Origin of the sequence: Priestia sp. YIM B13490 (assembly GCF_042787735.1) — a bacterium.
Taxonomy (GTDB): domain Bacteria; phylum Bacillota; class Bacilli; order Bacillales; family Bacillaceae_H; genus Priestia; species Priestia megaterium.
This window is the reverse complement of sequence record NZ_JBHZOT010000001.1, coordinates 175538-195238: the sequence shown is the minus strand read 5'-3', so window position 1 is coordinate 195238 and position 19701 is coordinate 175538. Positions and strand designations below refer to the sequence as shown.

20 protein-coding genes and 1 other annotated feature are annotated in these 19701 nt (G+C 39.2%); of the genes, 5 read left to right on the top strand and 15 right to left on the bottom strand.

The window, feature by feature from the left end; translation table 11 throughout:
• Positions 1-176: 176 nt before the first annotated feature.
• Entirely contained in the window at positions 177-758 is a 582-nt protein-coding gene (locus ACFX4R_RS00985; protein ID WP_043978354.1) for a YitT family protein, read from the top strand.
• A gap of 37 nt (positions 759-795) precedes the next feature.
• Here the strand turns inward: ACFX4R_RS00985 and ACFX4R_RS00980 are convergent, their stop codons facing one another.
• The 7 genes from ACFX4R_RS00980 to ACFX4R_RS00950 form a co-directional block, all read right to left on the bottom strand.
• Entirely contained in the window at positions 796-1527 is a 732-nt protein-coding gene (locus ACFX4R_RS00980) for an LCP family protein (RefSeq protein WP_425262922.1), read from the bottom strand.
• 324 nt (positions 1528-1851) lie between these two features.
• Positions 1852-3774, bottom strand: coding sequence for a lipoteichoic acid synthase (gene ltaS, locus ACFX4R_RS00975; RefSeq protein ID WP_043978351.1), 1923 nt, complete (start codon positions 3772-3774; stop codon positions 1852-1854).
• 406 nt (positions 3775-4180) lie between these two features.
• On the bottom strand, positions 4181-4534 hold the full coding sequence (locus ACFX4R_RS00970; protein ID WP_028410967.1) for a cupin domain-containing protein: 354 nt from the start codon (positions 4532-4534) through the stop codon (positions 4181-4183).
• A 52-nt stretch (positions 4535-4586) separates the two neighbouring features.
• On the bottom strand, positions 4587-5486 hold the full coding sequence (locus tag ACFX4R_RS00965; RefSeq protein WP_377568335.1) for a DMT family transporter: 900 nt from the start codon (positions 5484-5486) through the stop codon (positions 4587-4589).
• A gap of 151 nt (positions 5487-5637) precedes the next feature.
• Positions 5638-6765 (bottom strand): NADH-dependent flavin oxidoreductase, encoded by a 1128-nt coding sequence (locus tag ACFX4R_RS00960; protein WP_323617859.1) that lies wholly within the window; start codon positions 6763-6765, stop codon positions 5638-5640.
• A 195-nt stretch (positions 6766-6960) separates the two neighbouring features.
• A complete protein-coding gene (locus ACFX4R_RS00955) occupies positions 6961-7146 on the bottom strand; it encodes a Fur-regulated basic protein FbpA (protein WP_034649488.1) in 186 nt (61 codons plus the stop codon).
• 109 nt (positions 7147-7255) lie between these two features.
• Complete coding sequence (locus tag ACFX4R_RS00950) at positions 7256-8140, bottom strand: DUF4405 domain-containing protein (protein ID WP_377568331.1); 885 nt, start codon at positions 8138-8140, stop codon at positions 7256-7258.
• 237 nt (positions 8141-8377) lie between these two features.
• Positions 8378-8609 (top strand) — a binding site (T-box leader).
• A gap of 67 nt (positions 8610-8676) precedes the next feature.
• Here ACFX4R_RS00950 and ACFX4R_RS00945 point away from each other — a divergent pair.
• Positions 8677-10047, top strand: a complete 1371-nt coding sequence (locus ACFX4R_RS00945; protein WP_377568328.1) for an amino acid permease — start codon at positions 8677-8679, stop codon at positions 10045-10047.
• 42 nt (positions 10048-10089) lie between these two features.
• Here the strand turns inward: ACFX4R_RS00945 and ACFX4R_RS00940 are convergent, their stop codons facing one another.
• The 4 genes from ACFX4R_RS00940 to ACFX4R_RS00925 all read right to left on the bottom strand — a co-directional run bounded on the left by ACFX4R_RS00940 (position 10090) and on the right by ACFX4R_RS00925 (position 13887).
• On the bottom strand, positions 10090-11316 hold the full coding sequence (locus tag ACFX4R_RS00940) for a DUF819 family protein (RefSeq protein WP_043978340.1): 1227 nt from the start codon (positions 11314-11316) through the stop codon (positions 10090-10092).
• Positions 11317-11664: 348 nt separating this feature from the next.
• Entirely contained in the window at positions 11665-12231 is a 567-nt protein-coding gene (locus ACFX4R_RS00935; RefSeq protein WP_043978336.1) for a TetR/AcrR family transcriptional regulator, read from the bottom strand.
• A gap of 121 nt (positions 12232-12352) precedes the next feature.
• Complete coding sequence (locus ACFX4R_RS00930; RefSeq protein WP_162214859.1) at positions 12353-12991, bottom strand: hypothetical protein; 639 nt, start codon at positions 12989-12991, stop codon at positions 12353-12355.
• Positions 12988-13887, bottom strand: a complete 900-nt coding sequence (locus ACFX4R_RS00925; RefSeq protein ID WP_043978330.1) for a LysR family transcriptional regulator — start codon at positions 13885-13887, stop codon at positions 12988-12990. The genes ACFX4R_RS00930 and ACFX4R_RS00925 overlap by 4 nt, the downstream gene beginning before the upstream one ends.
• A 155-nt stretch (positions 13888-14042) precedes the next feature.
• Here ACFX4R_RS00925 and ACFX4R_RS00920 point away from each other — a divergent pair, with 155 nt between their 5' ends.
• A complete protein-coding gene (locus ACFX4R_RS00920) occupies positions 14043-14792 on the top strand; it encodes a sulfite exporter TauE/SafE family protein (protein ID WP_043978328.1) in 750 nt (249 codons plus the stop codon).
• A gap of 21 nt (positions 14793-14813) precedes the next feature.
• Here the strand turns inward: ACFX4R_RS00920 and ACFX4R_RS00915 are convergent, their stop codons facing one another.
• Together ACFX4R_RS00915 and ACFX4R_RS00910 are read right to left on the bottom strand one after the other, a co-directional pair.
• On the bottom strand, positions 14814-15308 hold the full coding sequence (locus tag ACFX4R_RS00915) for a GNAT family N-acetyltransferase (protein WP_043978326.1): 495 nt from the start codon (positions 15306-15308) through the stop codon (positions 14814-14816).
• Between the two features lie 67 nt (positions 15309-15375).
• Positions 15376-16017 (bottom strand): NAD(P)-dependent oxidoreductase, encoded by a 642-nt coding sequence (locus ACFX4R_RS00910; protein WP_377568325.1) that lies wholly within the window; start codon positions 16015-16017, stop codon positions 15376-15378.
• 174 nt (positions 16018-16191) lie between these two features.
• Here ACFX4R_RS00910 and ACFX4R_RS00905 point away from each other — a divergent pair, with 174 nt between their 5' ends.
• Positions 16192-16374, top strand: coding sequence for a hypothetical protein (locus ACFX4R_RS00905; RefSeq protein ID WP_340446821.1), 183 nt, complete (start codon positions 16192-16194; stop codon positions 16372-16374).
• 43 nt (positions 16375-16417) lie between these two features.
• Here the strand turns inward: ACFX4R_RS00905 and ACFX4R_RS00900 are convergent, their stop codons facing one another.
• Positions 16418-17080, bottom strand: coding sequence for an MgtC/SapB family protein (locus ACFX4R_RS00900; RefSeq protein ID WP_162214861.1), 663 nt, complete (start codon positions 17078-17080; stop codon positions 16418-16420).
• Positions 17081-17345: 265 nt separating this feature from the next.
• Here ACFX4R_RS00900 and ACFX4R_RS00895 point away from each other — a divergent pair, with 265 nt between their 5' ends.
• Positions 17346-18065 (top strand): poly-gamma-glutamate hydrolase family protein, encoded by a 720-nt coding sequence (locus tag ACFX4R_RS00895; RefSeq protein WP_162214862.1) that lies wholly within the window; start codon positions 17346-17348, stop codon positions 18063-18065.
• A 146-nt stretch (positions 18066-18211) separates the two neighbouring features.
• Here the strand turns inward: ACFX4R_RS00895 and pdxR are convergent, their stop codons facing one another.
• Complete coding sequence (gene pdxR, locus ACFX4R_RS00890; protein ID WP_043978318.1) at positions 18212-19615, bottom strand: MocR-like pyridoxine biosynthesis transcription factor PdxR; 1404 nt, start codon at positions 19613-19615, stop codon at positions 18212-18214.
• Positions 19616-19701 lie beyond the last annotated feature (86 nt).

The following is a 19701-nucleotide window of genomic DNA, read 5'->3' as shown; positions in this document are numbered from 1 at the left end:
TCATTAGTTCTTATTGTCTATGGTGAAACATGTTTATGCAACACATTTGCATTTTAAAACAGCTTCCTTTGCATATATTTAATCCGTTCATTATGGTTTCTGAAGCGGTCTTTGTGCTGAAACTCTGCTTGTCTTCATATACATATAAAGAGATTCAAAGACAAGGATGAGACAGCATGTATAAAAAATTAATTGCAATTGGAATTGGCAGTGTGTTTGTTAGTATTGGAATTAACGTTTTTATTCTTCCGCTTCAGCTTGTAACAGGAGGCATTACGGGAATTAGCTTAATTCTTAATTATTTACTTGGCTATAAAGTAGGCGTGATGATTTTTTGCTTAAACTTCCCTATTTACCTTCTCGCTCTAGGTTTTAACCGCTCTTATTTTTTAAATGCTATCTATGGCATGGTTCTCTCAGCCGTGATGATTGATTTGCTGTTTCCGCTTCATGGGATTTTTCACCTTCCCATTATCTTAAGCGCTTGCCTTGGAGGTGTTTTTAACGGAATCGGAACCGGCATCATGCTCCGGCAGCACGCAAGTCAAGGCGGGGTCGACTTATTTTCTCTGATACTTGCGAAATGGTTATCTTTAAATCCTGGCATCATTATTTTAGTAATTGACGCATCTATTATTATTTCAGGTATTTTACTGCTTCAAAACGATACAGCTATTTATTCATTATTCATTGTTGTATGCTCCGGTATAGTGACCAGTTTAATTACATCTTTCAAACGCATCATCGTCTATGTATAGGGAAAAAGCCTCGAGACATTCATCTCGAGGCTTTTCTTTATTTGTCATTTAAAAATTCTTGCAGCGCTTCTTTATTTTTATCTAAATCAATAGCAAGCACCATACCAACACCGCTATACGTTTTGTTTTCAAACGATCCGTCTAACGGCAGTCGCAGGCTTTGAACATCTTTCATGTTTCCTGTTACCACATCTTTAGCGAGAAGCATCATACTTTTTGTATCTAAATTTGTATCGATATAAGGATCCATTACGCCGAGAAGCTTCGGTATTTTAAACACGCTGTTTAGGCTTGCTACTTCATCTTTAAGCTTTAAAACGACTTCTTGCTGGCGTTGAACGCGTCCAAAATCACTCATGTTATCATGACGAAAACGTACATAGCCAAGCAGTTGTTCACCGTGTAAAACTTGGGTACCTTTGTGAAGCGTCATACCAATTCCTGAAGACATGTCGTGAGGCACGGTTACTTTAATGCCATCAGGTGCAATCGTATCTACAATTTTTGAAAACCCTTCGAAGTCCACAACTGCATAATAGTTAATATCGATATCAAAATTTTGTTTGATCGTTTTACGCAGCAGCTCAGGACCTCCGAACGCGTAAGCAGCATTCAGCTTTTGCTTGCCGTGTCCTGGAATATCCACATACATATCCCTCATAAGGGAAACAATTTTCGGGTGTTTGCTTTTAGAATCGTAGTGAGCAATTAAAATAGAGTCTGTACGAGAATGCTTTTCCCCGCGCGAGTCACTTCCTAACAGCAGCATATTTACTTCTCCGTTATTTGGGAGACTGCCTTGAAACTGTTCAAATGTCGTGCCGTCATCCGCAAATTTACCATCGCTTGCCATCGATAGCCCTTGCTTATATTGGAAATAGCTGTATATGCCTCCAACGATAATAAAAAGAAACAACAAAGCAAAGAACACTCTGCCCCATCGAACTCTTCTTCTTCTTTTGCGTCTTGTTCGCTCCACGTTTCTGTCACCAGCTTTCTTTTTCAATGAAGTTCTCATAAAACAAGCAAGTAGCTAAGCTTTTAAAAAGCTCCTCTACTTGCTTGTTTGGATTGTATGGTGTGAAAGCTTACATTACTTTTCTGTTTCTTGGTCTTTTCCATACATGTATTTTGATGGATCGACCGGTTTAAAGTCATCTAATTTATTAAATCGTAATAAATCACCGTATAACACTTTATCAGAAAGTTCTAGCTCTCTTCCAACTTTCTTTTTATAAGCTTTCGCTTCGTCTGTTGCTGTGATTCTTTCTCCCGTGTTTGTATCGTAATACTTGCCGTCAATTGACGTGTATTTCGGAGAAACATAATCACCGTTTCTAAATGCTACTACCTGATCATGGTCTTTTGATAATAAATCTGTACCGAATTGAACATACTCTTTACTATCAATTCCCACTAAGTGAAGAAGCGTAGGTACTACGTCAATTTCACCGCCGTACGTATGGTTCACTCCACCTTTTACGCCTGGTACGTGAAGGAAGAACGGTACGCGTTGAAGCTGAGCGTTTTTATATGGCGTAATTTTCTCGCCAAGAACTTTTTCCATTGCTTTGTTATGATTTTCAGAAATACCGTAGTGGTCACCGTAAATCATAATAACTGAGTTGTCATATAAGCCTGAAGCTTTTAGCTCTGTAAAGAATTCTTGCAGTGATTCATCCAAATAACGAGCCGTTTGGAAATAACGGTCTACCGTTCCATCTCCTGTGTTTGCCGGCTCAATGCTAGCATCGCCTTTATCAAGGACAAATGGGAAATGGTTTGTTAATGTAATCATATGCGCATAGAAAGGCTGCTTCAATGACTGTAGCATTGGCATAGATTCTTTGAAGAATGGCTTATCTTTTAATCCATAGTTTACTTTGTTATCACCAGTCATATTGTAATAACTTGCGTCAAAGAATTTATCCACACCGAACTGTTTATAAATTTCATTACGGTTCCAGAACGTTTTATAGTCTCCGTGTAAAACGGCACTTGTATAGCCGCCCTTTTGATCTAAGATCGCTGGTGCTGCTTGGTACGTGTTGCGGCCTTTTAAGCTAAATGCTGATCCTTGAGGCAAGCCGTATAATGATGTATCCATCATAAGCTCTGCATCAGCTGTTTTACCTTGTCCTGTTTGATGGAAGAAGTTATCAAAATACATAAATTCATTTCCATTTGCTAATGAGTTTAAAAACGGCGTTACTTCTTGCCCGTTTAACTTGTAGTTAATCAGGAACGACTGAAATGATTCTAGATGAATTTTAATAATGTTTTTTCCTTTTGCTTTACCGGCATACTCAATATTTGGAGCTGCATAGTGACTTGTACTGAAGTTTTTCACTGTTGTTAAGTCATCACTGCTTGCGAATGCTCGCTGCTTTGAGTTTTTAAACGTTTGAACTGCATCATACACCGTGTAGTTGTATGCTCCTAAATATTTCACTAGGTAGTTGCGATCAAATGTTCTTGTTAGTAATTCAGGGCGATCTTTTTCAGCATAGTGCAAGTTAATTGCAAAAGCGATAGCTCCTGCCGCTAGTACCATGAACGTATAGCGGAATTTAAGGCGTGCTTTTGGCCATTCGATTTTTCTAACAAACAATAGCGCAATCAGTAAAACGATATCTACAAAGTAAAAAATATCGTGAGCTTTTACTAAATCAGCGATACTGCCTCCTAAATGACCCGCATTGCTTGTTTGCGTTAAAGTAGGCAATGTCACAAAGTCATTGAAGAATCGATAATATAAAATATTGCTGTACAAAATGACCGTCATGATTGTACTAAGGATAAGCGTCCAAACGATGGCTCTTTTCCCTTTTGCAAACAATGCTAACCCTAAAAAGATCAAAGTTGAACTAATTGGATTAATAAACAATAACGTTTTTTGCATTGAGTCACTTATATCTAAGTTGAACTCCACTTTGTAAGACATGTAAGACTTGATCCACATGAATAAAACCGCTATAAAAAAGTAAAACAACGGCTTTGAAAATAGTTTTTTCATTTTCAAATTCCTTTCACTAAAAAGTAGAGATTTCATGTTCAGCTAACCTCAGGAAAGTCCCCTACATTAAATCGTAACGGTTACGTCCTGCAAAAGATTACCTGAAAATGATTCAATTTGTCAAACAATATCATCTTCATCTCTTTTTTTAGTCATCTACAAAATTTACATTTCAACTTGTAATCTCTTATTTTTTATCGTGATGTTAATATTACACAATTGTTAATTTGTAAATTTTGTTCTCCCTATATTGCATACATATTAATTTACCACATTTCTGCTCTGCAATAAAAGTATTTTTATTTTATTAGGCATAATATTTCACATACTGAATGAAAAGGTACTATTGTACTGGACGTTATTCTTCGCTTGCTGTTAGGACTAGTAAAAATAGACTGATCTATGCTTAGTCTTTATCTTCATCAACAGCTATGCGGTCTCCGTGTGCAAAGGGCTGTGAAATAACTAGAAACTCAATCTCTTCGCTCGAACGATTCATCATTTGATGAAGAATGGACGGAAGCACTTCTATTCCTTCATGTGCTTTTACATCATAAATAATTCCGTCTACTTCTAGAGCAGCTGTTCCTTTTAGCACAAAGAAAAATTGCTGTGCTCTCGTGTGATAATGCCTTACCTCTTTCGTATGAGGAGGCATGCGCTCATGAATAATACTTACGTCTTTATTTTTCACCAGGTGCCACCCATCGCATTTTCCTCCCCACACGTAGTGTTCTGCGTTTTGCTTACTGACTTTCATGACTAGCTCCCCTTTTTCTAATAAATGAAGACCTGCAGATGAAATAGAAATTCTATGTGATCTTTTTAATCTTGCTATTGGAAATACTTTTTTTAGATGAAGGTTTTGGCTTCAAAGTAAAAAGCATTCCTAAAAAGATCAAAACAATGCCTGCCAGCTGAAAAAGCGTCGGGCGAAATCCCGTGAATGCTGTATCTAATAAAATAGCAACGGCTGGATCTAAAAACACTAGAACCGAAATCACCTGAGTTTTTAAGTAGCGCAGGCTGTCGAAAAACAAATAATACACTAAACCAGTATGTACAAAGCCCGTTACCAAAATAGCTGTCCAATTGGCCGCTGTTAAGAAATGAAAATCATTAAAATGAACAAACGGCAATAATAAAAAAATCCCTAAAAAAGTCTGAATAAATGTAACAGCGTAAGCACTCGTATGAATAATTCCTTTGCCAAGCAGCGTTGTGCATGCATAAAACAAAGCGGCTAAAAGCGCCCACAGTATTCCTGAAGACATGAAGCCAGCCATCGTAAGTTCCTTCACCCCAATAATCAGAAGTGTTCCCACAAAACAAGTGAAAATAGACATAACGCCAAGAACCGTTAATTTCTCCTTAAAGATAAAGCTTCCCAGAAGCAATACTAAGACGGGTGCAAGATGATAAATAGAAATAGCTACCGTAACGGACATCATTTCAAATGCTTTAAATAGAAACACCCAGTTAAACACAAGGAATATGCCGCACAGTAAAATCTGCTTTATTTCTTTGGCATTCCATTTCTCCCTTTTATATTCACCGGTTACAAACCAGCACATTCCGAGAAAAAGCGTTGCACAAATACAGCGAACAAATACTAAATCAAAAGAAGGCAGTCCAGTTTGCGTGGAGAAAAAGCCAATTGAACCAAAAATACTCATTGAAACCATCATTTTTACCATTGGGCCTGCTTTCATTTTTCCACCTCACTTTCAGAAAACTATTATTATTCAAACATAAAGAAGTCTATTTGTAAATTAATGGTTCATAAGCTCTGTTCCATGAAAAAGCAAAAAGCGCAAAGACACGGGGTCAGTCCCATCGTCTTTGCGCTTTTCTGTCTTTCTTTTAATCTTCAACCGGGAACCAGCCTGGTGTGTTAATAACGGCTTGCCACAGCGGGTCAGGAATCACAAGCTTTTCCTGATCTTTTTTGCTTAATGTTGTCACAATTTCATTTTCACGGCCTTCTTTGACTTTTTGAACCCAGTCTGGATCCATAATTAATTCACGGCCAATCGCAAGCAGTGGAATGCCGGTTTCAAGAGCTGCTGCTGCTTCGTCTGCTGTATGAATAGAACCTACGCCCATCACAGGTACGCGGCTTCCTACGCGCTCTTGAATAATCTCAATACGTGAACGAGTATCTTCCACGCCTCGGCGAGGTTTTGACCAGAATTCCATTAGCGATACGTGAAGGTAATCAAGGTCTTTTTCTGCTAGTGCATCAACTAACTTCAACGTATCAGCCATTGTAATTCCAGGCGTTTCAGGCTCTTCTGGCGAGAAGCGATAGCCTACTAAAAATGGCTCTTTTGCATGTTTAGAAACGGCTTGCTTTACTTCGTCTACAATTGCCAGCGGGAATGTTAAGCGTTTTTCTACGCTACCGCCCCATTTATCTTGGCGGCGATTAGAATGCGGAGAAAAGAACTGCTGAATTAAATAGTTATTTGCTCCGTGGATTTCAACTCCGTCAAATCCTGCTTCAATAGCACGGCGCGTCATCTCACCAAAATCATGAATAATGCCGTCGATTTCTTCATTTGTTAACTCTCGAGGCACCGGTGCTCCTTCTTGTTCTGCAGCAACAGCACTTGCGCTAACAACCTCTCCATTTGGAACAAGCTCAGGCGGACACATGCGGCCTCCGTGGAAAATTTGAAGAACTGCTTTTGCTCCTTGATCTTTAATGGACGTTGCTAAACGGCGCAGGCTAGGAATCATTTCATCGCTGTCTGCAGCAAACTCTCCGTGAAATCCTTTGCCGTTCGGCGTTCCGTATGTACATGCTGTAATGACCATGCTAACACCGTTTGAACGTCGTACATAGTAGTCTACTTCTGCATTTGATACTGTTCCATCTTCATTTGATGAAAAATTTGTCATAGGCGCAAGAATAACGCGGTTATCTAATTTGATGCCATTTGAAAAAGTAAACGGCTGTAAAAGCGGCTCATACTTTTTATTTGTCATTTTGTTTCCCTCCAAAAATGATACGGTCAAAAATATTGGCATATTATAGGTAGAAACTGTTTTTCCTTCCTATAATATGTGTCATTTAAAACTGTAACTTTAAAATATACTGTGATTTTAATCTGTACAGTTTCGCCTGTCAAAGAATAAGACTTTCTCATATAAAAAAGCACTCATATACTGAGTGCTTTTTTATCATTGCGAAAGAGGTCCCTGATTATACATGAATGCTTTTACTTTTACATATTGAGCTTCTAACTCTTGAAGTGTCAGTTCGTATAGGTGCCGATTTCCTTTTTTATAAATACCAAAATTCAATAGCGCATTAATAAACCAATTTCTCTTATGTTCCGTTTCAGGCTGTGTGTGTTGTTTCACCATTTCCACCACCTAAGTTTATCTCATTTTAATTTTGCAAAGCATTCGCTTTTACATAAAGGATTTTACTTCTGTACGATGAAAAAACAGTGAAATAGAGAGTTTTTTTATTTTAAATTTCCGCAGCCGGACCCGCCATTTTATTGCGTCTTTTTACTCCTGACAATATTTTTTCAATATAATAAATAACAATAATAAAAACCGACATAATAGCAAAATAAGTACCGATTACAACAAAAGGATTCGGACTTTCAAAACCGCCTTCTTTTCCTTTCATCCCTCTTTCCGGACCTCCGCCATCGTGATCAAAGTTCGGACGTTCGTGACCAGCAGATGCCGTCGCCGAAGATTTGTTCTCGCCAAATGAATGGCGATCAAAATCCGGCTTCCCACCGCCTTTTTGCGGCATATCTGAGGAACTTAAATTCAGTACTTTCGCTACTCCTCCAAGCTTTCCAAGAAAACTCGTCTCATTTATTTCGTATATACCAACGACTAACAATGCAACGGTTGCGATCTTAGCTGCTATGCTTAAACTTTTCTTTGACTTTTTGAATTTCGTCATGTTTTTACATACATTTATAACCCATTGCCAATGAAGACCTATGTGAGCGGCTACTAGAATTAACACTAAAAATGATACCGAAATATGCGAAACCTTAAACCATTGTTCATTGCCCACATTAATATTTGGAAATACTACTCTTGAAATAAAAATACCGCTAATCATAATAAATGACATCGTAATCAACAGCATGATATTTAAAAAGTAACCAAACTTTGTTCTGCGCGGCAGCTTGCGGTCAAATAATTTAACCGTAACTTTCTTTACCCACTGCCAGTTTAGCAGCACGTGGGTAAAAAAGGCGACGGCAATCGCTAGCCCCGCAATTTCATGAAACGTTAACCCTCCCAATACTTGTTTGTTAAAAAATAAAACAAACGTAACAGCCATTAAAAGATCCAGTCCAAATCGGACGTACATCATCTTTTTCACTCTATTCATTCTCCTCAGCTATGTATTTGTCAAAACAACCTCTTTTTCATATTTCTTAATGTAAGCAGAGTTGGTGAAAATTAGGTGAAACGACTGGTTTTTTTACCAAAATAACCAGTCCTGAGTTCTATAAAAAACAAAGTTCCATCATTTTATTTTTTAGAAAATAGCTGTTGACAAAGAAAAAAGAAGCACGTATAGTAATGGTTATTCATCAAGAACTTTCAGATTTTAATCAAAAACACAGCGATTGGGAGTAGTAGAAGCTTATTATTCGGTCAAGAGAGCTACGGGTTGGTGTAACGTAGTCCAATAATACTTTGAACTCGCCCAGGAGTGGTAATTCAGAAAGAATGCAGAAGTATTCTCTAAGTTTTAACGTCTAACCTTCGTTATCAGGTTTTAAGCAGGGTTCTTTAAGAGCCAACAAGAGTGGTACCGCGGTTAGCTAAAGCTTATCGTCTCTTCTCTCATTTGATAATGAGGTAGGAGACGATAAGCTTTTTTTATTTTATAAAAAAGTGGAGGGAAAAGTCATGAAGAAGGACAACCAAGGTTTGCAGCGAACAATGACTTCACGTCACATTATGATGATGGCGCTAGGTGGAGCAATTGGCGCTGGTTTATTTAAAGGAAGCAGCTCAGCTATTGATATGGCAGGACCATCAGTTATCATTGCTTATTTAATTGGCGGAATTATTTTACTATTCATTATGCAAGGTCTTGCTGAAATGGCGGTTCGAAACAGTGACGCACGAACGTTTCGTGATTTAGTTCAGTCGATTTTAGGAAGCTACCCCGCTTATTTTTTAGACTGGATTTACTGGAAAATGTGGGTGTTAAACATTGCAGCTGAAGCTGTTGTAGCAGCTATTTTTATTCAGTACTGGCTTCCTGATTATCCAATTTGGATGCTTGCTTTAGGCGTATCCGTTATTGTCACAGTTATTAACTTGCTTTCGGTCAAAGCATTTGCTGAAACGGAATACTGGTTAGCATTAATTAAAATTACGGTCATTGTAATCTTTATCATCGCTGGACTTCTGTTACTATTTGTATCATTTGGTCACCATACCGCAGCGGGCTTTTCGAACTTGAGCGATCACGGCGGTTTCTTTCCTAAAGGACCAACTGGGTTAATTACAGCGATGCTAGTTGTCATCTACTCTTACGGTGGAACTGAAATCATCGGGGTAACGCTAGCTGAAACAAAAAAACCTGAAAAAGTAGTACCAAAAGCCGTGCGCAGCACATTAACGCGCATCATTGCTTTTTATCTGTTCCCGTTTTTTATCATCGTGAGCTTGATTCCTTGGAATGAAGTGAACGGCGTTTCTCAAAGCCCTTTTGTAATGGTATTTAAAATGTTTGGAATTCCCGGAGCAGATCATATTATGAATGCCGTGATCTTGTTAGCCGTTATTTCTTCAATGAACTCAGGGCTTTACGGTTCATCACGTATTTTGTATACGCAAGCAGTAGACGGTCGAGTGCCGAAGATATTTTCGAAACTTTCTGTTAACAGAGTTCCTGTCTATGCAATCTTAATGTGTACATCATCTCTTTATGTGGGCGTGTTGATTTCCTTATTTGCAGGAAGTAAAACATTTGATTATTTGATGGGATCCTTAGGATATACCGTGTTGTTTATTTGGTTGATTATTGCGATCGCACACTTAAAGTCCCGCAAAGTTCAGCCAGAAGCATCGAGCAGCTACTCTGTTAAATGGTTTCCTTATACGACGTGGGCTGCCCTAATTGCACTAAGCGCTATTTTAATTGGTGTTATCTGCACAACCTCCGTTGTTATTACGGCTATTACACTAGCTATCTATTTATTTATTACAGCTACGTATATCTTTAAAGGCCGCTTTTATCGATCATCGGCAGTCAAGCACGCTAAATAAAAAAACGCCTCCTTTGAGTCATCAGAGGAGGCGTTTTTTTATTTAAAATGATAAGTACCAATAGCCAAGTGCAAAGCCGATATAGTTACCAATAATATAGCCAAGCGTTCCTACTACCAAGATAGGACCAACCAAACTTCCCCATCCTTTAGCAATTGCCATTGCACTTGCTGTCGTAGGTCCCCCTACCGTTGCATTGCTCGCCAGTAAAATATGTTCTAAATCAATTTTAAATACTTTTCCTAAAAGCAGCCCCACTATTAAATTACTTAGTCCCACAATGAGCACAAATAGAATCAAAAGAGGTGCTTTTTCAACAATTAACGGAATGGACGCCGGCACTCCAATGACAACAAAGAAAATATAAATGAAGTACGTGCCGATTTCTTGGCTTCCGCTAATGTTTTTAAAATAAGAAGGAAATAGATAAATGACAAGAAACGTAAGTGTGGAAAGCAATAAGTATTTTTCGCTCAAAATAGTATGTAATAATGTTTGAACTACCGAAACATTTGGACCGGTTGGAATGATTGTTCCAAACCATTCGGCTAATTTAAACGATGCAACCACTAGAAAAAATGATGTACCAATTGAAGCCGCCACGTCTTTTAACGAAATTTCTTTTTTTGCCCAATATTTTTCTGCAAGCGTATGGCGATCATTTTCTCCATATTGCCCAGCCTCTACTTCTTGAATATGAGGCGTCTTAAAATGTTTTCTAAAAAACTTCATAGAAGGAACAAACATATACACGGCAAACAGCAAAGCCATGACCATATTATCAGCAACCACCGTCGCGGAAACCATTTGACTTGATGGTTCAAATTTAGCCGTAACGGTAGCAAAATTAACCCCTCCGCCTACATAAGAAGCGCCGATAGCAGCTGCAATTTTTGCTAGTTCAGGAATATAATCTTTTAATAACAAGAAGCCTGCCGTGCTCCCTATAACCGTTCCTACTGCACAGATTAAGAAAATAAAAAGCAACTTCCGGCTTTCTTGAAATAATTCTTTCATGTTGACTTGAAATAACAATAATGGAATGGCAAGCGGTACTAGATACGCCCAAACCGCATCATAAACCGGAGACTCTGTTGGAATGATTTTTAAATTTGATAGGATAAGCGCTCCCGCTAGCGCAATAATAGCTCCTGACAGAAAAGAAGCCCACTTATACTTTTGTTCGAGAAAAATGCTAACAGAAGCCCAAATCGCTAGAATTCCCCATAGTGCCCACGTATCATCAGCTTGAATAATAGTAAAAATCACAAGCTACTCCTTTCTTTCTCTTTTTCAAGAAATAGAATTTTCAGAAAATACACTTTAAATTTTATCAATATATGCCAAATTCCGTCAATCTATAAAAAAGAGTCGAGGACAAAGTAGTCTAGTTAAAGTGAAACACGAACTATCTATCACAAAGGATGAATAGTTCGTGTTTTTTTATGATTATAGTGAACGTAGGTTTTATGTTGGTAGCTAATTCTAGCTGTTGATTGGAGGACAAGGCGAAGCCTTGCACGGAAATCAACTGCGGTGTCACAAGCAGTCCAGCTCATGTATTCCGATTGTTAGTCTTTAGATTAGATTCATTTCGTTATGTCCCAGCCTCACTTTTTATTTACGAACAAGAACTGGAATCTGCTGCTGAATCTGCTGTAAAGGAGCGCTTGTTTTCTCTGTTAACGAACGCAAGATCCCCCCTTCGATCATACAGTTAATCACAACTGCGAGCTCTCCTGCCTGCTTTTCTTGAAATCCGCTCTCTATCATTTTTTCTCTAAAAAGTTTTTCCCAATCTTGAAACGCTGCGTAGCAGACTTCGCGCAGCGGTTCATTAATAAGCGCTGTTTCTCCAGCCAGCAGTCCAACAGGCATACCAGCAATGCTTTCTTCGTGTTCAAACTGCTTGGACAATTCTTCAATAAAATACTGAATAGCCTGCGATGCGTCAGAAGATTTATTTAGACTTTCTTTAATTTGAACTTGGACGTATTTATTCGTATATTGAACAGCGTGAATCGCCAGTTCTTCTTTCCCTTTTGGAAAATAATAATAAAGAGACCCTTTTGGCGACCCGCTCTCTTTAATAATTTGATTTAATCCTGTTGCATGATAGCCTTGCAGCTGAAAAAGCCGCGATGCTGTTTCTAAAATCTTATCGCGTGCATTTGCTTTCTTCACAAAACGATGCCTCCCCTATATAATAAGTGGTTTCTATAACACTACTTATCATATAAGGAAATGAAATTTTTGTCAAAATAAAGTGAATATTTTACCATTCGTTTTTTCTTTCTTTCATTCCTTATGACCTAATAATTGTTTTTCTTACTTCTTCCGCTAACGGTTGAAGAGGCGTAATAATACGGTCGCTTACCTCCGCCGCCGCTTCTACCATCGAGAGCTGCGCCACTGAAACAACAGTGTTATGCTCTTTTATTAGCTCATGTAAGACATGTTTTACCTTCTGTTTATACTTCTCTAGGTTTCCAGTCATTACTAGTTCAAAAGCACCTTCTATCACAACAGGGCGAACCTTTATCTTTACATTTTGATAAAATGCAAATTCGTCTAGACGCTTCATTGTTCCTTCTATGGTCTCCGGATTTGTAAACACGATAAGCTGCGGTTCTTCTATTTCACATATTCGGCGAAAATAAGGCTCATCAATTTTAATAATTGGAATATCGCTTGTAAATGCTTCTGGTAAAAGAGCAATGTAGTTCGTGCACGTGAGTAAAATGGCATCCGCTGAACATTCTTTCATCCACTTTAACTGCTTTTCTACTTTTGCAGCTGCTGCCTCCGCTGCAAACTTAGGGTCGGTTGTTATCCGATGTACAAGGCCGGGGTCTACGAAATGCATACAGTTCGCAAACGGCAGCGTTTTTTCTATATAAGAGATGTTCGAATGATGAGCGTGCAGGCAAGCAATTTTCTTCATCGTTTTCCTCCTGTATGATGGTCTTTGAAATACTGAATTAAAAATTCCTGAAACTTTTTCGCAACAGGAGTTAAATATTTATCCTTGTTCCACGCAATCCCAATTACCCTTGAAGCTGAGTCTTCTTTGAGCTTTATTTTTTTAATGCCTCGCAAGTCCACTCCCTTTATTTCAGGAAGCAAGGCAACCCCTAAATGAGCCGCTACAAAACCAATCACCGTCAAAAATTCTTCTCCTTCAAACGTAATATTTGGGACAATCTCCGCTTCTTCAAACAGCTGATCAAAAATTGTTCGGCTTCCGTATCCTTTTTTTAACGCGATAAACGATTCATGAGCCAACTCTGAAATCGAAAGCACTTGTTTTGAGGCAAAAGAATGCGTATCAGGGACATACGCGTACAGCTCGTCTTTCCATAAATATTCCCACTGAATTCCTGCCCTGGATTCCGTTACGGAAGACATACAAAAATCAATTTCTCCTGTTTGAAGCTGATCGAGCATGATGTTCGTGGCGTTCTCAAAAATTTGAAATTGAACGTTCGGATACTCTTGTAAAAAAGCATGAACTAGTTTTGGGACGGATGAAGCGCCTAATGATTTTAAAAAAGCAAACGAAATACTGCCGCGGTGAGGATGAATCAAATCTGAAAGCTCACGTTTAGCTTCTTCCATTTCGTTTAATACTTTAGCCGTTCGTTCATAAAAAAGCCGTCCGTATCGATTTAAAATAACTTGCCTTCCTTTTCGTTCAAATAGCGGCACGCCAAGCTCTGATTCTAATTTAGAAATTGAGCGGCTGAGCGTAGGCTGGGCGATTGATAATTTTTCTGCGGCCTTTGTGAAATGTTCCGTTTGAGCTACAACATTAAAATATTCGAGCTGCTGCCATTCCATTTTTTCACATCCTTTACTTATTACATAATACTATCAATTTCATATAAATTATACATTGGACGTCATAAAAAATTCATGTTTAAATGAAGAACGTAGCACTTGCTAAAAATGTTATGTGTCTGCATAGAATAAGTGTTGAAAGAAGGAATTAGTTTATGGATGTTTCAATTGTTTTAACAATGTTAGCCGTCGGACTGATCTTAGGATTTGTCGGAGCAGGCGGATCAGGTTTTATTATTTCAATTTTAACGCTGCTGTACGGCGTATCTGTACACGTTGCTCTCGCAACGGCTCTTACCGCAATGATTTTCTCTTCTTTATCTGGCGCCGTCAGTCATTACCGCGAAGGTAACGTATCTTTAAAATCCGGTATCTCTGTTGGTATCCTCGGTGCATTAGGCGCTTGGATTGGGTCTAACCTTTCATCCTTTATCCCAGAAGGCGAGCTAAAGTGGCTAACAGCCGGTATGCTTTTATTATCTGGCGTTTTACTTTGGCTGCGTATGTTTTTATTTTCCCGTCAGCAAAAAGAACGTACGATTCCAACAGGAGCTAAATTTATCGTCTATTCTTTACTAATTGGCTTAATCACAGGCGCTCTGTCAGGAATGTTTGGAATTGGATCAACTCCATTTATCCAGCTTGGCCTTATGATGGTATTAGGCTTGTCTATTCGTCAGTCGGCCGGAACGACAATGCTCGTTATTATTCCGATTGCCATCGGCGGGGGAATGGGCTATTATCAGCAGGGCTTTTTAGATATTCCACTGTTGATCCAAGTAGTGGTCGGCACAATGGTCGGTTCCTATATTGGAGCAAAGTTTACAAATCGTGTACCTGCTCCCGTATTAAAAACGTCCCTTGTAGCGCTGCCTATTTTCTCTAGCTTCCTACTTGTTATATAAGAAAAAAGCTTGAACTCTTGTTCAAGCTTTTTTTATGTCCATCTGATAAACAAACTGCTTTCCTTGGTTTCCAAAAATATGCCGGTTTGTATCAACAAAGCCGCTTCGTTTATACAGATGCTGCGCCGCCGTGTTTTTATGGTTCACGCCTAGCACCACTTCATTTTTAGTCGGAAAGTGATGGTTGATAAAAGAAGGAAGAAGTTTCAATGACTTTTTGCCAACTCCCTTTCCTTGATAATCAGGATGAATGGAATACGACCGTATTAAAAGCGCGCCGGAGCTCTCGGTATATTCTTTAACAGCTTTCCCTGCGTCAAGCACGAAAAAGCCGGCTACTTTGTTTTCTGTCAAAATCAAAACGGGCGTTCTATCCTTTTCCTGCTTACACCTAGCTAAGGCTTCAGCGGGAAGTGCCGTATAAATGAGCTGCTCTTTAGGCAACGTATAGCTATGTATAGATGACTCGTAGGCTTCACTATAAAACGCTAGTGCTACATTTACTGTATTATCCATTCTATACCTTACCCCTTTTTCCATAGTATAACATGCACAAAAAAAGCCGCATAAAGCGGCTTTTCCTTTATCTAGCGTCGGATACAACGGTAAAGCGTTCGTTTATATGCTCTCCTCGCTCAATTTCATCAATGACTGCAATGGCGTAATCAGCATAGCTGACATGGCTGTTTCCTTCTGAGTTTAAAATAACATGATCTTTCCCTGTTTTATAAGCATCTGTTCGTTTTCCTGAAGTATTAAAAAATGCTGCTGGGCTAATAAACGTCCAATTAATATCGCTTGTACTTTCTAAGTCTTTTAAATTTTGAGCTTGATTGTCAGCTGTCGCTTTGTACTCTTTTGGAAAATCAGGCGTATCCGCTAGACGCGTCGTTTTCTCCTCATCAACAAACAAACTGCCTGCTCCTCCTACAACAAGAAGACGAACGTCCGGAGCTTGTTTAAATACATGGATTAACGATTGCCCCGCTTCTACATGCAGATGTTCTTTTCCTTCAGGAGCTCCAAACGCATTCACTACTGCGTCGAAACCTTCAATATCGTTTGCCGTAATATCAAAGATGTCCTTTTCCAATGTACGAACATCCCGTTCTTCTACTTTGCCCCCATCACGTACGATTGCCGTTACATCATGCCCGCGATTTAAAGCCTCTTTTACGATAAAACTTCCTGCTTTTCCTGTAGCACCTACGACTCCAATTTTCATTTTATAACCTCCAGTAAAATTCTCTATATTTAGGTAATAGCCTTTTTTTGCTATGCTAAAACACTGCGAAACGATTTAAGCAAGATAGAGAACGAATAAAGAGGCTGAAGCGAAAGTTTTTTAGTTGAAGGAAGATCCGAACGTAGGTTATATATATGTCGATACTTCTAGCGGTTGATTGAAGGGCAAGGCGAAGACTCCTGCGGGAAAAGCGGAGCAGGTGAGACCCCGCAGGAGCGCAAGCGACGAGGAGGCTCACCGGCCGCCCGCGGAAAGCGAAGCCTTGCACGGAAATCACCCGCGGTGTATAAACGATCCATACTGGTCCCTTTATCCGTTTGTTCGACTTTAGACTAATTTAGTTATGCCTTAATCTCTTTGACGAAAAATAAATAAGTGCTTATTCAATTTCAATAAATAACACGTGAGCCATAGAATGAATTGATTTAATCAATTCTACTTTATTCCCTTTCTTTTTTGCTTTTCCTTTTATTTCAACAAAATAAAACAGTTCACCTTGATGATGGTCTCGGTGAATTTCATAGGATGAAATCATAATATTTTCCCTTTCAATCTTATCAAGAAGCTCATAAATATCCTCTTGATTCGCTGCACGAAACTTAATTAAAAGGGAATGAGTAGAAAGAGATGTAAACATCACGTTCAATATTTCTAAGCCAATCAGCACCAATATAGTTGCACTAATGCCGACTGTATACATACCCGCCCCAATGGTTAAACCAATTCCCGACGTTGCCCATACGCCTGCGGCTGTTGTGAGCCCTCTAATATGCTGCTTCTGAATAATAATCATACCTGCTCCTAAAAAACCAATACCGCTTACTACTTGTGCTGCAACCCGGCTCGGATCAAGGGCCATATGATCTTGATGAAGCACATCTGAAAAGCCGTATTTCGAAATTAACATAATCAGCGTGCTACCGACAGCAACTAAAAAATGAGTGCGAAAGCCCGCTTCTTTTGCTCTAAATTCTCTTTCTAATCCAACCAAAGCTCCTAACAGACCGGATAGAGCTAGACGACTAATAAAAGCTGCGGTCATTTTCCCTCCCCCTTTCTCTTCCTCTTCATTTTTTCATAAACACACCTATTAACTATTTCTATTTTTGTTATAATTTACTATAACCATTTTTTGAAGTGGAGGCTAATCAAAGTGGGTAAAGTTATCGATTATTACAGCAGATTTGATGAGGGGGGAAGATTAGAACGCGAGCCTATTGAGTTTCAAGTAAAATTGCATTTTATAAACAGACGAAAACACTAATAATCACCTCTACCTATCATAGGATAAATAGAGGTGATTATTGATGAACCGTTTATTCACATGGAGTACGAGCACTTTGCTATGTTTGATGTACTTCTTTTTGATTCCCCTTCCCTCTTATGCAAGCGGTGACTCTTACTCTTCCTATGCGGAACTGCAGCAGCACGAGATTCTCCATCAAGACTATGATATTCGCTACGAACAGCGCTTTAGCTACCTATCCATTATGGCCATTCACGGCGGAGGAATTGAACCGGGCACATCAGAAGTTGCCAAAGAACTCGCCGATCGCTTTTCCGCTTCTTATTATTTATTCGAAGGCATCAAGTCCACTAACAACGGAGTTCTGCACATAACCTCAGAAAACTTTGACGAACCGATTGCTAGAGGAATGGCTCAGCAAAGTATGTCCGGCATGACGATTCACGGCTATAGCGGTAGTCAGCCTATCGTATATGTAGGCGGAAAAAATCTGCTTTATAAAGAGCTGGTAAAGCAATCGCTGCGCAAACACGGCTTTACAGTCCGTGACGCCCCTTCTGATATAACCGGAACAAGCGAGCAAAATATTGTGAACGATAATCTGTTAAAAGCTGGAGTACAGCTTGAACTGACGGCCGAACTAAGAAAATCATTTTTCGCAAACCACGACTGGTCGAGAAACAACCGCATGAATGTAACGCCGCTTTTCCATACATTTGTATCTTCCTTACAAGAAGCATCTTCTTCCTATCAAACTTTCCTTTACTTTCAAGTTCACTAACTTATCAACTCTTGCCTGTTCCTTGATTTCCAAACAAAAAAGCCAGCGCAGTCTGTATAATCAAACGCGCTGGTTCTTATCTATTTCTCTCGCTAAAATAGACCGTTTAAAGTCTTTTTGTTTAAAGAACTCTTTAATTTCACTTCTTATTGGACGAACCAAGCTTTAAACAGCGAATCTATGCCCGTTTTTATCTCTTCGTCAGATAGTCCGGCAAATCCAAGCAATACATAAGGCGTGTTGTTGTCACCGGCACTATGATAATAAATAGACGTTGGATAAATTGATACCCCTTGCTTGGCAGCTGCTTCAATTAGTTTCTGTTCATTCATTCCGTTTTTCACCTTAAGAAGAATATGCAACCCAGAATGTTCTCCAATAACATCTACACGTTCTCCCATAGTAGTAGTCAAGCAATCTAGCAGCAGGGCTTGTTTCTTGCGGTATGCTGTTCTCATTTTATTCAAGTGACGTTCCCAGTGCCCTTCTTTCATAAACAGAAAAAGCGTATGCTGATGAAGTCTTGAAACAGGCTGTTTAAAAAGTTCACAGTGCTTTACATAGCTTGGACGAAGCCGGTGTGGCAGCACGGCATAGCTTATTCGAAGAGAAGGCATCAAAGACTTTGAAAACGTTCCCGTATAAATAACGCGGTCGTCTTGATCTAATCCTTGAAGTGCGGGAATGGGTTTTCCTTTATAGCGAAATTCCCCGTCATAGTCATCTTCTATAATATAGCCATTCGTTTCTGCCGCCCACTCTAGTAGTTCAAGTCTTCTTGCTATCGGCATGACCATACCAATGGGAAATTGATGAGACGGCGTAATGTATACGGCATCCGCTCCGCTTTCTTTCAGTTCCTTCACTTTCAAGCCAGAATCATCAAGAGAAACAGGGATCACTGACATACCTTGCTTTTGAAAAACGTGCCTCGTCCGGTGAAAACCCGGATTTTCAAACCCAATTATTTTTTCTTTCCCCAACGTGACAGAAAGCAGCCACATAAGATACTGCGTACCTGCACCTATCACAATTTGCTCCGCTGTGCAGCGCACTCCTCTTGAGTGGTAAAGGTATGCTGCAATTTCTTGGCGAAGAAGCAGTTCTCCCTCTGGATGTCCGCTGTAAAAAAGCTGGCTTTCACCATGATAAATAGCTTGCACCGTTAGTTTTTTCCACGTATTATACGGAAATTTCTCCACATCTATCTTTCCGTGGCTAAAATCAATAGCAGTCGATTTCCGTTCTTCTTGCGGGAAAGAGACATAGGCGGGAGGCTGTTTTTGAAGCACGACTTCATTTTTTATCTCTTTTACAAATGCTCCTTTCCTGGCTAGTATCTCGATATAGCCTTCAGCTTCTAACTGTACATAAGCTGCTTCAACCGTATTTTGGCTAATGCTTAAATGAAGAGCTAGCTTTCGTTTGGAAGGCAGTTTTTCATGAGGCGGAATGGTACCTTTTTGAATTTGTTTTTTTATGTAGATATAAAGCTGCATGTACAAGGGATCTGTTTTTCTTTTATCAAGCAAAGGCATTAACTCTAACATGGTGTTCGTTCCTTTCTAACTGATACTATTAAAATTACCGTTTCTGACACTTACTCTCCATTCAGTTTCTTTATAAACTGGACTAT